Raw genomic sequence first — 15,428 nt, 5'->3', positions numbered from 1 at the left:
GCCTTGCTAATCTAATGTCATATTCCTCGTTATTTCCCGCATACGAATAGTGAGTTGATGTAACGTGCTGGGAAAGGGGACTTTGGCGAATGGACTGGATCAACGATCAGATTATTCGATTGGCGCAATCTTCGCTGCCTCCGGGTGCGGAGCTGGTCATGATGGAGAATCCTCCCAATGAATATGCGATTTATCCGCAGGATTTAAGCGGGGACGGCGTTCCGGAGCTGACGGTCGTGTATCGCTGGGAAGATGAGCTTTATGTCCATATTTTGCAATACCGGCATATTGGCTGGATGATCGCTGCAGCGGCAAAAGGCGAAGGTTATGGTGTAGCAGAACTGACAGCTGCTCCTGTCACAACCCGCATGGTTAATAATCTAATTATTAATTGGCGGACTGGCGAGGAACAGACGAGACGTTCCGTCTATGAATGGAGCCCAAAGGGATTCCGTAACATTGTCCCTGATGATCGGACTCTCGAAACGCGGGCGATTTCTTTGTATCCAGGATCCGAGAAGACAACGAACGGGACCAGGTGGGGATACATTAACGGTATAGGCACAATGGTGATCCCAGCCCGTTTTGATTATGCAAACGATTTCCAGACCAACGGGCTTGCCATTGTAAGCGAGGATAACGGGAATGGATTAATCAACACGACCGGAGCTTATTTCGTCAGACCGAAATACAGCTACATTGCTCCTTTCTCGGAAGGAAGAGCCGTCGTTATTGACGAGAAAGGCAAATACCGGCTGCTTAATGATTCGGGTGATATTGTCATGAGCCAAGGGTACTCCTACATGGCGGATATGCATGACGGCAGAGCTATGGTGAATAATCAGACGGCCGACGGAAAAACGTTGTATGGTTATGTGGACCGCTCCGGCAAAGAAGTCATTCCGCTGCGTTATGAAGATGCCAGCGATTTCTCGAACCGACATGCCATTGTGAAGGTCAAAGAGAATGAGTATGCGTTAATTCGTCATGACGGCTCGAAGGAGGCCGAATTTCATTATCCTTTTGTCGGGGTGCTTGGGGATGGATTATTACCTTTCCAACAAACGGTTAATGGGAAATACGGCTATATTAACGAGAAGGGCACGGTGAAAATCCAACCGACCTATTCGATGGCTTTTCCATTCCAGAATGGTCGGGCAATTGTGAATAATGCGGAGGACTTTGGCTCGGAATACGGCCTGATTGACACGAAAGGTAATCTGGTCATCCAGACGATCTATAATGATATAACGGCTATTGGCCAGCAGCGTTATGCAGTCGGCAAGGCGATTGATCCGGATCAGACTTTTCTTGGTTCGATGTATGCCATTTTTGATTCGGATGGCAAACGCTTGACGGAATTTATTTACACCGACGTGCAGCAATACAGGAAAGGTCTTGCTTCCGCAAGCAACGGTAAGACAACTTTCTTCATTAATACAAGCGGGAATCCGGCTCCAGGTTACCCGCGGTTCGAAGGAAGCGGAACTTTAAAGCTGGAAGATGATTTGATTCAGGTTAATATTGATCAGCGGATCAAATACGCGAATCGAAACGGCCGTATAGTTTGGGAGCCAAATAATGTTATTCCGCTCCGCTTGCCTTATTTGGTGAGGGAGCATAAGTATAAGCCGAACAAGGACTATGTTGTTTATTATCCTGCTGTTGAAGGAATCGCAGACCATTCTGCGCAGGAACGGTTGAACGAAACGTTAAAAGTGATGTCACAAGTGAAGCCGGTCTCTGGCGATGAGCAGTTAGGCTATACGTATAGCGGAGATTTTAATGTAACTATGTTCAAGAAGAACCTTCTGCAAATCGAGATGGATGGTTATAATTATCCGGCCGGGGCTGCACATGGCATGCCGACCCAGGTTTATGCGCATATCAATGTTACGAATGGCGACATGTATACGTTGAACGATCTGTTTAAACCAGGCAGTAATTATGTGAAAGTAATTAGTGATATTGTAGGAGAGCAGATTAAGACGGATCCGCAATATGATTATGTATTCCCGGATACGTACAAGGGGATTAAGCCGGACCAGCCATTTTACGTGACACAGGATGCGCTGCACGTCTATTTTGAACCATACGAGATCGCGCCTTATGCAGCCGGTTTTCCTGATTTCAAGATCCCTTTCTCGCAGATTATGAATATCATTGATGAGAAGGGCGACTTCTGGCGTTCGTTTCATCCTTGATCGGTTACATGAGGGCTAGAGCCACCCACAGTAAGTGATACAAATTGACGACTAGGTAGATCAGGAACAGAATAGCGGCCGAATAGTGGATCCATAAGCGGGTTCTCAGCTGCGGATAGATCAGAAGAAAAAGAATAGGAAACATCAGCTTTACGCCGTAATAAGCAATGGAATGCCAGTTATATAGCCATGAAACAAATGGATTCAGCTCGGTTATTAGTTCTAATCTAATCCCGATATCGGTAAAGACCGCGTCGGTCAGGCTGAAAAATAACAGCCATAGCAGCATGCCCCGCAGCGGCAATCGTAAAAGGACAGACATTCCAGCACATCCCGTCGTAGGAAAGTATGGTATAATGAAATGATACATTTTGTATCTAGCTAAAGCAAGTTAGCGCATAAGCAAATCCCGGTGAGGGGTTTTCTGTGCGCTGTTTTTTCGTTTTGGCGCTTGCATGGTTGTGCTGATATAATATAGTGGTAAAAGAAATGGATTGAACTTTAAACAGATGGAGCTGAGAGCCTTGCAAAGCTCGACATTATCCTCTTTTCATCCATCCCTGGCGGAATGGTTCGAGGCTTCTTTCGGGGAGCCGACCGACGTGCAGCGTCAAGCATGGAAAGCGATTACAGCAGGCGATAATACGCTGATTGCCGCTCCGACTGGGTCGGGTAAAACATTGGCGGCGGTGCTTCCTTGCCTTGACGGTATTGCACGCATGAAACAGCAGCAGCGACAGGCTGGTGTCAGGCTGATTTATATTACGCCGCTGAAGGCGCTCAATAATGATATCCATGATCATCTGGTTGCTTTTATCGAGCAGATCGATAAGCTTGCGGCTTCATCGGATAACAGCTGGCCGGGTCTCCGGAGCGGAGTCCGGACAGGGGATACGACCAGCTCGGTTCGATCCGCCATGTATCGTAAACCTCCGGATATTTTGGTGACAACACCGGAATCTCTGTATATCCTGTTGACCTCCGAGAAGGGCAGAGAGATGCTAAGGACAGTTTCTTATGCCATCATTGACGAGATTCATGATTTGGCTGCCGATAAGCGGGGCTCCCATCTTTCTTTATCGCTGGAAAGGTTAGAAGAGTGGTGCGGCAGGCGGATTCAACGGATAGGCGTGTCTGCTACTCAAAAGCCATTGCAGCGGGTTGCCCGGTTTCTTGGCGGCTGGCAGGAAGCTCTTTCCGACGAGACGGTTGCGCATCGTCAAGAAACGGAGAGTGAAGCGTTCCGTCATCCGCTGGGCTATTTGCCTCGTCCGGTAACGATTGTGGAAAGCCATATGAGCAAACAGCTTAAAGTATCGTTAACGATGCCTGATCAATCGCAGCCGATGCAGACCCGTGACGCGGTATGGCTCCCGATTCTGGACAGGCTATTTGCGTTGATGTCGGATTGCCGTTCGGTGATCATTTTTGTGAACAGCCGTCGGTTATGCGAGCGTTTATGTCTGCGGCTGAATGATCATGCCGGCTACGAAATGGCAAGAGCCCATCACGGCAGTATCGCCAAGGAGCGAAGGCTCGAGGTAGAGCGGATGCTGAAAGCCGGCGAGCTGCGCTGCATTGTGGCCACTTCATCGCTCGAGCTTGGCATCGACGTGGGACATATCGAGCTGGTTATTCAGCTCGATTCACCAATTGAGGCCGCATCCGGCATTCAACGGATCGGCCGTGCTGGACACGCCGTCGGCAGCGCCAGCCGCGGCGCGATGGTTGCCCGGCAGCGGGGCGTGCTGCCGGAGATGGCGGTGCTCGGCAGGTTGATCGCCGAGCGGGATATTGAGCCGATCCGGATCCCGCGGGATCGGCTTGACGTCCTGTCGCAGCAGACGATCTCCATCGTTGCTGCGGAGGACATGGCGGTGGGCGATCTGCACCGGCTGATCGCCCGAAGTGACAGCTACCGAAGCTTCCCGATAGGCAAGCTTCGCGGCATGCTGCAGGTACTGGCCGGCTTTTACCCGTTTATGCGGCCGCTGCTGGACTGGAACCGCGACACGGATCAGCTCGTGAAGCGCAGGAATACGATGATTGGCGCGCTGACCGGCGCGGGAACCATTCCTTCAAGCTCGGCCTACCCGGTGCATCATGTCGACAGCCGTATTCACCTTGGTGAGCTTGATGAGGAATTTGTTCAAGAGAGCCGGGTAGGCGATGTATTCCAGCTTGGCATGAACGGCTGGATGATCCGCCGGATTGATAAAGACCGGGTCTATGTGTCCGAGGCGGGCAATCGCTTTAGCGAGATACCGTTTTGGCGTGCTGAAGGACTCGGAAGAACCTATTCGCTTGGCATAAAGGTCGGAGCTTTTATAGCGGAAGTCGAAGAGCGGCTGCAAAGCGAGGATGAGGTACAGCTGATCAGCTGGCTGACTGCGCATTACCAGATGGATGATTACACGGCCCAGCAGCTGTTATCGCTGATCCATTCTCAGCAATCGTTTTGCGCGCTGCCGACAGATAAGCGCATCGTCATCGAAGCTTACCGCGATCTGATGAATCAGACGCATGTCATCGTGCATAATCCGTTTGGCAGACGTCTTAACCGGACTTGGCTGCTGGCGATTGAACGGCAGTTTGAGCTGCTCCTGCCTTATCGGCTGTACGGCAACGCCAAGGACAATGGCATTGAATTCGTGCTGCCGGAGTGGGATTCGTCCTGGCTGCAGACGATCTGGCAGGTCACGCCTGCCAACGTAGAATCGCTGCTGACCGAAGCCATTACAGGCTCGCCGCTGCTTGCGATTGCCTTCCGGCATATTGCCGAGACCTCGCTTCTGCTGTCCCGCAGCTTCGGCCGTACGCCGCTGTGGCAGAAACGGCTTAGAAGCGAGGAGCTGCTCCGCTCAGCATTGCCATACGCCGAGCATTTTCCTTATTTGACGGAAGCGATGAAGGCCTGTCTTCATGAATATTTGTCTCTGGACGATCTTCGCACCATGTTGACCGCTATTCAGGAAGGCAAAATTGAGGTGATGGTCAAGGAGACGGAGTACCCGTCCCCAATGGCAACCCAGTTTCTGGCCGACTACGTTAATATGCGGATCTATGAAGGCGATGGACTTGATCCTGCCATTCAGATGCAGCTGATGAACGTCAGCAAGGAATTGGCTGGCCGCTTGTTCGGCGAGCAGGCTATTCGCAGTGCTATACCCGAGCAAGTTCTGGAGGCCGAACGGCAAAGACTGTCGGAGCCGGAGTCTGAGCTGCGTGAAGCCGGAGATGTTGTTCGGCTGTTGAAACGCCGAGGTGATCTGGCAGCAGATGAACTGATTCAACTGGCCGGCACACAAGTCTTGCAATGGGTGGAACAGCTGGTTCGGACCGGTGAGCTGGCCGAATATCAGCCATCGGAAGATACACCGGAGGAGGAATTCCGGTGGATTTGCCGGGACGAGCTCGACATTTATGAAGCCTTCCCGACTTCGAATGAAGCGGCTGCCTTTATAATCCGCCGTTTTGCCGATAACCGTATCGCCTTCACGGAGCTTGAGTTATGCGAAAGATACCCGAAGCTGTCTTTGATCGAGGCAAAAAGGCTCGTTGACAAGCTCAGGGAGGAAGGCAGCCTGGATCAGGCGCCATTTGCGGCTTCGCCTGACGAACGGATCTGGTCAAGCCGGCGCGCGGCGGAGCGTATGATCCGGCTGTCGATTGGTGAAGCCAGGAGGCAGGTGCAGCCGGCATCACCGATCCGGTGGTGCGCACAGATCGCCCTCCGGCAGCATGCGCTGCAAGGCGCGCAGCTTCGCGGCAGTGAAGGCTTGAAGCTGGTCATTGAGCGGCTTCAAGGGATTTTTCTCCCGTTATCCCATTGGGAATCGGTTGTATTCCCTTCACGAATGGCGGACTACCGGAAAGAAGAGCTTGATCTGCTGTGTGCCACTGGCGAAGTTTTATGGATCGGTAAGAAACTGCAGGGGGAAAAGGAAGGAAAAGTGGCTTTCTTCCTCACCGGCAGCCGTTCCATCTATGAGCCTTATCTGGCTGGGAGTAAAGAGCAAGCCGCTTCCCATCCCGAGTTGCTTGAACTGCTTAAACGAAGCGGGGCAAGCTTCTTAACCCGGCTGGCAAGAGAGACCGGGAAGCTTCCAACGGAAGTTTTATCGGCATTGCTTGATCTTGCGTGGGAAGGACATGCATCCAACGACCAGTTCGCACCTCTTCGGTTATTAACGCTTAAGAAGGGCAAGGATTGGGCGAAGACGGGCTCGGGACTTGGCAGATGGTATTGGACCGGAAGCTTGGCAGAGGATCTGCCGGAACAAGCTCAACCGATTGCAGATCCTCCCGAAATGCATTGGATCCGTCATCTGCTGGATACGTACGGGATTATCACCAAGGAGCTTGCCGCTTCGGTTACGCCATACAGCTGGGATCGCCTGCTGCCGGTTCTCCGCAAGCTGGAGGAATGGGGCACCTTGACGCGCGGGCTGTTCATTGAAGGTGCGATTACGATGCAGTTTACGACACCGGACATGGCAGATATGATCCGCAAACCTCTCCAAGCAGGGTCAGGTGCGAGTGAAACACTAACGCTGTTATCTGCCGTTGACCCGGCGAATCCCTTTGGCCTTCTGATGGATTGGCCGGAAGGTCAAGATTGTGCCTTTGCCAGAAAGCCGGGGCATTTTCTCGTGATCCGGGGGGATCAATGGCTGTACTGGATCGAGAACAACGGGAAACGGATCCACTCCATGGCGCAGCCGGATTCAAGAAAGCTCCCTTCAACAGATGAGCTGAAATGGATCTTTATGACATTGCTGCGCCGCCAGCATCTCTCCAAGATTGTTGTGGAACGCTGGAATGGGGAGACGGTAGCTTTAACGAAAGAAGGGGCTCTTCTGAAGGAATTAGGTGCGGAGAGCGATCAGAAGTCGCTTGTTTTGTGGCAAAGCCAATTGAAATAAGCGAGTGTTCGTTCAATGAAGGGGGATCTACACGTGCAGCACATGATGAAATACGTCAGAAAATATGGCCTGTTGTTCACCTTTTCCGTTCTGCTGGTCAGTATTGAAGCCTTGGCTGATTTGCTGCAGCCGACCATGATGTCGCATATTGTGGACGAAGGGGTTGCGGCCAAACAGATGGACAAGGTGCTCCATTTCGGAGGCTGGATGCTGCTGATTACACTCGGAGGCGCTCTTGCGGCATCGGGCCGCAATATCGTCTCCAGCATGGTGTCCCAACGGTTTGGCGCGGAACTTCGTCAGGATTTGTTCGAGAAAATTCAAGGATTAAGCTTTGAAAGCGTTGACCGCTATGACCGCGCGTCGCTCGTTACCCGTTTGACGAATGATGTCACTCAAGTGCAAAACTTCGTCAACGGCATGATGAGGATTTTCGTCAAAGCGCCTATGCTTTGTGTCGGGGGCTTTGTTATGGCCTTCCGCCTAAATCCTTACTTATCTATCGTCCTTATGATTGTCATTCCGATTGTTGGGTTAATGATTGTCCTGAATATGAAGGTTGGTCTGCCCTTGTTCTTGAAGGTGCAAAATGCGCTTGACCGGTTAAACGGCGTAATGCGCGAATACTTGTCGGGGGTCAGAGTTGTCAAGGCATTTAACCGGTTCGATCTGGAGGTTGATAAATTCAACGGGATTAACAAGCAGTACGAGGCCCGTTCGATCTCAGCCCAGCGGTTGATGGCGGTGTTCAGCCCAGGCGTTACGCTTACGATGAATATCGGGATCGTGGCGGTTATTTGGCTCGGAGGGATCCGGGTGAACAACGGCCATACGCAGGTGGGTCATATCATTGCCTTCGTAAACTATATGACCCAAATCCTGTTCTCTCTAACTACGATGACGATGATCTTCAACATGTTTGTTCGGGCGAAGGCTTCAACGGGTCGGATCATTCAGGTCCTTGCGGAGACGAATCCGATGACGGAACACGCATCGCAAGCCCCGGTTAAAGAGCTGGAGGGGAAAGGCACAATCGAGTTTGACGACGTTACCTTCTCTTACGAGGGTCCCGATGGCGAGCCCGTCCTCAAGTCGATCAGCTTCAGCTGCAAGCCCGGCGAGACGCTGGCTATTATCGGTTCTACCGGTTCAGGGAAAAGCACCCTGGTTAACCTGATCCCGCGTTTCTATGATGTAACCGGCGGCGCCATAAGAATCAATGGCATGAACATCCGTGATTTGGATGCCCATCAGTTAAGAGAAAGGATTGCAATTGTTCCGCAAAAATCGGTTCTGTTCACCGGTCCGGTGATCGACAATATCCGAATCGGCAAACAGGATGCGGAGATGGACGAGGTCGTTAAAGCCGCCAGAATGGCTTCGGCTCATGCGTTTATTTCTGAACTGCCGGAGCGGTATAACACGTTGATTGGCCAAGGCGGGGTCAACTTCTCGGGCGGCCAGAAGCAGAGGATCTCGATTGCGAGAGCACTCATTCGAAAGCCTGATATTCTAATTCTCGATGATTGCACCAGTGCGCTAGACAGTGCGACCGAGGCTTCCATCAAACGTGCTATTAATGACTACGCAAAGGATGTGACCTGTCTGTTAATTGCCCAGCGGATCTCGTCTGTGAAGGATGCAAACACGATTATTGTGATGGATGACGGAGAAATTGTAGGCATGGGAAGCCATGACAGTCTGCTGAAGGATTGCCGGGTTTATCAGGAAATTTACCGCTCGCAGATCGGCAAGGAGGTTGACAATCATGCCTCAGCCTAACGGATCGGGTACGAATAATAGCAGCGAAGCCCGTCAGGAAGTAAATGTTCCGATGGCCGGACGTCCAGGCGGTCCAGGCGGTCCCGGCTTTGGAGGCCGCGGAGGACAGAAGCAGAAGCCGAAAAATTTCCGGGCGACCTTATTCCGGCTGTGGGGCTACCTGAGCGGAGAACGCAAGCAGCTCGCGATGGTGTTTGGTTTCATCCTTATCGATTCCGCTATCATGCTGTCAGGACCTTATTTAATCGGCGTAGCCGTTAATGCAATGGTTGGCGGCCAGGACGCAGTTGATTTCAATCTGCTGCACATGGTGCTGATTGCACTGGTAGCGGCCTATATGGCGGACGCATCACTATCTTTCCTGCAGGGATGGATGATGGCAGGCATCTCCCAGCGGATCGTGAGCCGGCTGCGGCGCACGTTATTCGAGAAGCTGCAGCGTCTGCCGCTGGTTTATTTCGACACGCGGAGGCACGGGGAGCTGATGAGCCGGCTGTCCAATGATATCGATAATGTGAGTACTTCCGTCTCCCAGACCGCCGCACAGCTGATGAGCGGCTCCATTGCCCTGCTAGGCTCCCTGATTATGATGATTGTGCTTAGTCCATTGCTGACACTTGCCAGCCTTATTACGGTGCCTCTTGTGTACCTGCTGGCGAAGACGATTACCAAGCGTACAAGTGCGTTATTTAAAAATCAACAAGCTCAGCTTGGCCGATTAAACGGTCAGATTGAGGAGACGATTACCGGCTTCCAGGTTGTCAAAGCATTTAACTATGAGGAGACCACGATCGCGGATTTCCGCAAGGATAATGATGAGCTGCGCAAGGTAAGCACCAATGCGCAAATCTGGTCCGGCTTTATGATGCCTCTCCTTAGCGTCATCAATAACGTCGGCTTTGCGGCGGTTGCGATTACGGGAGGCATTCTGGCGGTAAAAGGGATGATTACCGTTGGCGTCATTGCCAGCTTCCTGAGCTATTCCCGTCAATTTGTCCGCCCAATGATGGATCTGGCGAACACCTACAACATTCTCCAGTCAGGTATCGCAGGGGCCGAGCGGGTATTCGAAGTATTGGACGAACAAGAAGAGACGGAAGACAAGCCTGCTGCCATTAAGCTAAGCAATCCCAAAGGCGAGGTTGTCTTCGAGAACGTGAAGTTTGGCTACCGGAGCGATGTTCAGATTCTGAAAGGAATCAGCTTCAAGGCGGAAGCCGGCAGCAGCACGGCCTTGGTTGGACCTACAGGGGCCGGGAAAACGACCGTTATCAATATGCTCAGCCGGTTTTATGATGTAACGGGCGGACGAATATTGATCGACGGAATTGATATTCGTGATTATACACGAGACAGTCTCCGCCGGGCATTTGGGATCGTGCTGCAGGATACGTATTTATTTTCCGGGACGGTAAAGGACAATTTGAAGTACGGCAAGCCGGATGCCTCGGATGAGGAAATACGGAACGCGGCACGCATGGCGGGAGCGGATGGCTTTATCAGGAGGCTGCCTCAGCAGTATGACCAGCCGCTGACGGAAAATGGAGGCAACCTTAGCCAAGGTCAGCGCCAGCTGCTTGCGATTGCAAGAGCCATTCTGGCAGAGCCGTCCATTCTTATTCTGGATGAAGCGACCAGCAGCATAGATACCCGGACGGAGCTTCGGATTCAAGAGGCCATGCTTCAAATGATGGAGGGACGCACCAGCTTCATCATTGCACACCGGCTCTCTACGATTCAGAATGCCGACACTATTCTCGTCATAGACAAGGGCATCATTGCGGAGCAAGGCTCCCATGATGAGTTAATGGAGAGGGAAGGTATCTATTACGGCATGCACCGGAATTTAACGGTATAATCCAAAAGGCCGGACTGATTCTATGAGGAATCCGTCCGGCTTTTTTTGCGATCCTATCATTCTTTCATGACTATTCTATCATTTGTGCTCTCTAGCAGAAATTGTTATACTAGGGCAGTGCTTTGCTACTTCCACTTGTTGGTAGAATAAGGGTAGAGTATGGGAGGCTTGCAAGTGATTAATCAATGGGGAATAAAATCAGCAGCCGCAGTATTGGCATTAGCTCTGTTAACGAGCGGCGTTTCCGAAGGTCAGGCAGATGCGGCAGCTTCGGTATCGGCCAGTGCGACGGCATCTGTTCCTGTCAAAACAACGATTCTATTAGATGATGTTGAGCTGCCATTTGATAGCCCGCCTATCATTGTGAAGGGCGTTACCTTCGTACCGTTCCGTACAATAGGAGAAGCGCTTGGGCTGCAGAAGGTAGTCTGGGATGATAAGACGCAAACGGTCAAGGCAGAGGGGACCAAACAAGGCAAGCCCGTTAAGTTGTCGATGAGGATTGGCAGCGGGACGGCCGTTGTGAATGGCGTTAATGTGAAATTGCCGGCAGCGCCAATGATGCGGAGCAACCGCGTACTCATTCCATTAAGCTTCTTCAGTACGCAATTTGGCGCGCAGGTCGGCTGGAGTCAGGCAACCAATACGGTGACCATTAAATCACCGCAAAAAGCAATTCATCTGCGTACGTTTTATGCTTTATCATCCTTTGCTGAACGGGATCTTGTGGATAGCGCGAACTCCGTGGCTTTCGGCTGGAGCCGGATCGACAGGGATGGCAACTTCACGCTGGAAGGCTCCGAATACCGTGTGCCTGAGCCAAACGGAGATGTTACGCCTCAATCGCTCGTAAGCGATACCGCTGCGAAGTCGATAAAGCCATACCTTATGGTCTATTCCTTGGACGGACAAAATGAGCTGACGAAAATGATGAGCAGCGAAACTCTTCGCGCCAATTCGATTAGCGGCATTACCAAGGCCATTGCGGATTACGGCTTCGGCGGAGTAGTACTGGACTTCGAAGGTCTAGGTTTTCAATTGGATAAGGTCGAGCAGCAGAAGCTGCTGAATACTTATGCGAAGCAGCTTAAGGACGCGTTGCCGCAAGGTACAGCTTTATCCCTTGTTGTTCATGCTCCTAACAGCGCGTATAAAGGCTATGATTTCAAGACGCTTGCGTCAATAGCGGACGACCTTGTTCTGATGGCTTACAAATATAATCCATCAGGTACAGGACCTCAAGTGCCTGAACCAAATGCCAGGGTGAATGAAGCGATTCAGCAGGCTTTGAAAGCCGGCGTTCCAAAGACCAAGCTGCTGCTTGGTATTGACCTTAGAGCGGAAACTCCTCAATCCATTGATGACAAGCTTGGGCTTGCCAAGCGTTATCAGTTAAAAGGCGCAGCCCTATGGCGGCTCGGCCTGTTCCGCCAATATTCACCGGATATGATTGGAGCTATAAATAAATCCGTTATTAAACAACAATAATCAAGATAAACAGCGGTAGCGTGGGACGATTGTCGACTCTGCCGCTGTTTTTTTTGGATAAGCCCGCACCCTATTCTATCATTCTCATACTAATAGAGTAGCAGATAGGAAAGGGGGGATCATCATGGCGGCTTTTATTCCATTTCCAATTGAACTTCCAGCTGTACTTGAAGAAGTTAAAGCGAAAGGCAAAGTTGTCGTCATTAAGACGGTTTCAGGTGAAGAGATCATAGGCAAGGTTGTTAAAGTGAAAAAAGGCGTCGTAGTGCTTAAATTATTTAAAGCTACGATCTACGTTGCGCTTAACAAAATTACTGCAGTTATCGTACGATAACAGACAACGAAAAAACCGCGTAGACCGCGGTTTTTTTGTTGGGAAAAGGCCTCGTGGTCACCACTTGACAGCTTTTTTCGTTTTAAGGCAAATTAGTCTCTATTTGGAGCAATTCTTGTCCGTTCAGCAAGCCGGATACGGCAAAATATCATTGATATCGTTAAAGCTGTAATGGAAGGTAGCGAATTGCGAGGCGTACATATATTGCATAATGTAAACCTCGCCGCCTTGCACGGTACAGATCACACCGGATACGCCTTGACCGTTGCGAAGAGAGATGCCGACCGGACGCCCGATAAACATCATCGCTTTCTGTTGGATGGACATTTGGCCTTGCATAAACATAATCCAATCAACCTCCTGATTGACTTTAATGGTATAATGGGGGGGTAGACGATTAGCAACGTGAGAGAATGGAGCTTTGAGGCATGAAGAAATTCAAGAAATTTTATATCGAAATTACGAGTATCTGTAACCTGTCGTGCTCCTTCTGTCCACCGACGGAACGCGCGAAAGGTTTCATAAGCATAGAGGATTTTACGGAACGGTTAGAGCAGATCAAGCCTTTTACGGACTATATTTATTTTCATCTGAAGGGTGAACCGCTGCTCCATCCGAAGATAGACGAGCTTCTTGATATTAGTCATGAGAAGGGCTTTAAGGTCAATATTACGACGAACGGAACGCTGCTCCAAAAAAATAAGCATAAGCTGCTGTCGAAGCCGGCAATCCGGCAGATGAATTTCTCGCTGCACAGCTTTGACGGTCATGCAGGCTCCACGGATAAAGAAGGCTATATCGGAAATGTCTTATCCTTTGTCCGCGAAGCAATGGAGCAGACCAATATGATTGCCTCGTTCCGTTTGTGGAATTTAACGCAAGATAATATGACAAATGCCGAAAGACAGCGGAACCGCGAGATTCTGTCGATGATCGAGAACGAATTCGGGCTCGATTATCTCATCGAAGAGAAGGTTGTGCCGGGCAGCGGGGTCAAGATCGCCGATCGTGTCTACTTGAATCAGGATTATGAATTCGAATGGCCGGATCTGAAGGCGAAAGAGGACGACGGCAAGGGCTTCTGCTACGGTCTTCGGAATCAGGCAGGTATCCTTATTGATGGTACCGTGGTGCCATGCTGTCTCGATGGAGAAGGGGTCATTGATCTAGGCAATATTAATGATCGGCATTTCTCGGACATCATCGAGGGAGAACGCGCGACTAATCTCGTAGAAGGCTTCTCGAGACGGGAAGCGGTCGAGGAGCTTTGCCGCAAATGCGGTTATCGCCAGCGCTTCGGCAAATAGTAAGAACATACGGTCAGCCGTGAACGTTATACGTTTACGGCTGTTTTGGTTCTTCCATGCGGATCCCGAGTCCCTGTTGAGCCGAATTGGGCAAGCTGCATGCCTTGCTGAAGCGATTGCGGGCGCTGCTGGATAAACCTTTGCAGCATGGAAGGGTTGCTCTTAGTATGAACCGTATGCACCCTTTCTTTCATCTGCTTCTCCATCCTATGAAGGTAAATGCCTATGGGTGATTAGTCCCATAATTCTTTGAAATAACGGCGGGAGCGCTGCGCGGAATAGATGCCTGATGCTCCAGAACACAGATAGGCAATCGAACATCCAATCAGCATATACAGCCAGGCGTAGCCATGAAGGCCAAATAGCTCCATACCAAGGATAAAGCTTGCCACTGGTGTATTTGTTGCCCCGCTAAAGATCGAGATTAGGCCAATTCCGGCAAACAGAGGAACGGATACGGCTAACAGCTGCGCCAAAGCACTGCCAAGGGTAGAGCCGATTACGAATAGAGGTGTTACTTCACCGCCTTGGAAACCAGTACCCAGCGTGAACGAGGTAAAGATGGTTTTCCACAGAAAGGCTAATGGAGATACGGCTTCTGAGAATGAATGCTGCAACAGAGGCAGTCCAAGACCCAGGTAATCCCGGGAGCCAGCGATATAGACGAGAGCGATGATAATCAGGCCGCCGACGAAGCTTTTGACCATCGGATTCGGCAGTAACCGCGTAAACCATATCTTCAACCGGTGGGTCAAAGTAACAAACAAGAGCGCGGCCAGTCCGAACAATAGGGCTGCTCCAGCGATCTTGAGCAGCAGCATGCCGCTAGGCGGGGGAACCGATCCCATTGAATAATGAAGATGATGCACACCCCAGGCTAACGTCGTATAATGACCAACGTAGCTTGCAAGGAAAACCGGAAGTATCGATTCAAGGGAGACCGCGCCAAGCGCCGCGATCTCAAGGGCAAAGATGGCGCCCGCAGCAGGTGTCCCGAAGACAGATCCAAATCCGCTGCTGATCCCGCATAGCAGGAGGATCTTGCGTTCAGCACCGCTAAGCTTAAAGCGCAAGCTTAGATGCTCGGCGAGACTCCCGCCCATCTGAACGGCTGTACCTTCCCGACCGGCGGAGCCGCTGAACAAATGAGTGATGATTGTACCAAACAGAACAAGCGGTGCCATTCGCAGCGGGACGGCAGCATCGCTGCCGTAGATTCGGTCAAGCAGCAGATTATTGCCTTTTGCCGCATCTTTTCCGTACCGCATATACATCCAGCTTACAAGTGCACCGCCGAAAGGCAGCAGCCATAATAACCAGGCGTGAGTTATGGAAGCTTTAGTGGCCCATTCCAGACTGGTCAGGAACAAGGCGGAAGCCGTGCCTGTACAGATTCCGGCTATGGCTGCAAGGGCAAGCCGGATTAACGAGGTTTTCATAACGTTTGCCATTTCAAATGAATCTCCTCACGAGAGCCGAGAATAAAGTATTTCTTTACTATCGTACATTTTGAAAATAACGTCAATAACG

The 15,428-nt window shown here is 50.9% G+C and carries 11 protein-coding genes; 7 read left to right on the top strand and 4 right to left on the bottom strand.

Annotated features, from left to right (window positions below):
* Positions 1-89: 89 nt before the first annotated feature.
* Complete coding sequence (locus BM200_RS07560) at positions 90-2,204, top strand: WG repeat-containing protein (protein ID WP_091183279.1); 2,115 nt, start codon at positions 90-92, stop codon at positions 2,202-2,204.
* Between the two features lie 4 nt (positions 2,205-2,208).
* Here BM200_RS07560 and BM200_RS07555 read toward each other — a convergent pair whose 3' ends face one another.
* Positions 2,209-2,526 (bottom strand): DUF5658 family protein, encoded by a 318-nt coding sequence (locus BM200_RS07555; RefSeq protein ID WP_091183276.1) that lies wholly within the window; start codon positions 2,524-2,526, stop codon positions 2,209-2,211.
* Positions 2,527-2,728: 202 nt separating this feature from the next.
* Here BM200_RS07555 and BM200_RS07550 point away from each other — a divergent pair, with 202 nt between their 5' ends.
* From BM200_RS07550 to BM200_RS07530, 5 genes are all read left to right on the top strand, one after another.
* Positions 2,729-7,129, top strand: a complete 4,401-nt coding sequence (locus tag BM200_RS07550; protein ID WP_091183274.1) for a DEAD/DEAH box helicase — start codon at positions 2,729-2,731, stop codon at positions 7,127-7,129.
* A gap of 33 nt (positions 7,130-7,162) precedes the next feature.
* The gene (locus BM200_RS07545) at positions 7,163-8,911 is read left to right on the top strand and encodes an ABC transporter ATP-binding protein (protein ID WP_091183272.1); all 1,749 of its coding nucleotides are present in this window, start codon (positions 7,163-7,165) and stop codon (positions 8,909-8,911) included.
* The gene (locus BM200_RS07540; RefSeq protein ID WP_091183270.1) at positions 8,898-10,769 is read left to right on the top strand and encodes an ABC transporter ATP-binding protein; all 1,872 of its coding nucleotides are present in this window, start codon (positions 8,898-8,900) and stop codon (positions 10,767-10,769) included. The genes BM200_RS07545 and BM200_RS07540 overlap by 14 nt, the downstream gene beginning before the upstream one ends.
* 174 nt (positions 10,770-10,943) lie before the next feature.
* A complete protein-coding gene (locus BM200_RS07535) occupies positions 10,944-12,257 on the top strand; it encodes a stalk domain-containing protein (RefSeq protein WP_245772919.1) in 1,314 nt (437 codons plus the stop codon).
* A gap of 124 nt (positions 12,258-12,381) precedes the next feature.
* A complete protein-coding gene (locus BM200_RS07530; protein ID WP_091183266.1) occupies positions 12,382-12,591 on the top strand; it encodes a hypothetical protein in 210 nt (69 codons plus the stop codon).
* Between the two features lie 123 nt (positions 12,592-12,714).
* Here the strand turns inward: BM200_RS07530 and BM200_RS07525 are convergent, their stop codons facing one another.
* Entirely contained in the window at positions 12,715-12,918 is a 204-nt protein-coding gene (locus tag BM200_RS07525; RefSeq protein ID WP_091183600.1) for a hypothetical protein, read from the bottom strand.
* Between the two features lie 101 nt (positions 12,919-13,019).
* Here BM200_RS07525 and BM200_RS07520 point away from each other — a divergent pair, with 101 nt between their 5' ends.
* On the top strand, positions 13,020-13,898 hold the full coding sequence (locus BM200_RS07520; RefSeq protein ID WP_091183264.1) for a radical SAM/SPASM domain-containing protein: 879 nt from the start codon (positions 13,020-13,022) through the stop codon (positions 13,896-13,898).
* Positions 13,899-13,924: 26 nt separating this feature from the next.
* On the opposite strand, the gene BM200_RS29935 is transcribed toward BM200_RS07520, so the two are convergent.
* Together BM200_RS29935 and BM200_RS07515 are read right to left on the bottom strand one after the other, a co-directional pair.
* Positions 13,925-14,092: a hypothetical protein gene (locus BM200_RS29935; RefSeq protein WP_175532777.1), complete on the bottom strand. Its 168-nt coding sequence runs from the start codon at positions 14,090-14,092 to the stop codon at positions 13,925-13,927.
* A 39-nt stretch (positions 14,093-14,131) separates the two neighbouring features.
* Entirely contained in the window at positions 14,132-15,349 is a 1,218-nt protein-coding gene (locus tag BM200_RS07515; RefSeq protein WP_091183261.1) for a chloride channel protein, read from the bottom strand.
* Between the last annotated feature and the right edge of the window lie 79 nt (positions 15,350-15,428).

Source organism: Paenibacillus catalpae, from assembly GCF_900112695.1.
Classification (GTDB): Bacteria; Bacillota; Bacilli; order Paenibacillales; family Paenibacillaceae; genus Pristimantibacillus; species Pristimantibacillus catalpae.
The sequence above is the reverse complement of the archived record's forward strand: the minus strand, read 5'-3'. Positions and strand labels throughout refer to the sequence as shown.

Coding starts and splice junctions, on each gene's coding strand:
- BM200_RS07560 (WP_091183279.1), top strand. CDS start 90: ATGGACTGGATCAACGATCAGATTATTCGATTGGCGCAATCTTCGCTG.
- BM200_RS07555 (WP_091183276.1), bottom strand. CDS start 2,526: ATGTCTGTCCTTTTACGATTGCCGCTGCGGGGCATGCTGCTATGGCTG.
- BM200_RS07540 (WP_091183270.1), top strand. CDS start 8,898: ATGCCTCAGCCTAACGGATCGGGTACGAATAATAGCAGCGAAGCCCGT.
- BM200_RS07530 (WP_091183266.1), top strand. CDS start 12,382: ATGGCGGCTTTTATTCCATTTCCAATTGAACTTCCAGCTGTACTTGAA.
- BM200_RS07525 (WP_091183600.1), bottom strand. CDS start 12,918: ATGTCCATCCAACAGAAAGCGATGATGTTTATCGGGCGTCCGGTCGGC.
- BM200_RS07520 (WP_091183264.1), top strand. CDS start 13,020: ATGAAGAAATTCAAGAAATTTTATATCGAAATTACGAGTATCTGTAAC.
- BM200_RS29935 (WP_175532777.1), bottom strand. CDS start 14,092: ATGAAAGAAAGGGTGCATACGGTTCATACTAAGAGCAACCCTTCCATG.
- BM200_RS07515 (WP_091183261.1), bottom strand. CDS start 15,349: ATGGCAAACGTTATGAAAACCTCGTTAATCCGGCTTGCCCTTGCAGCC.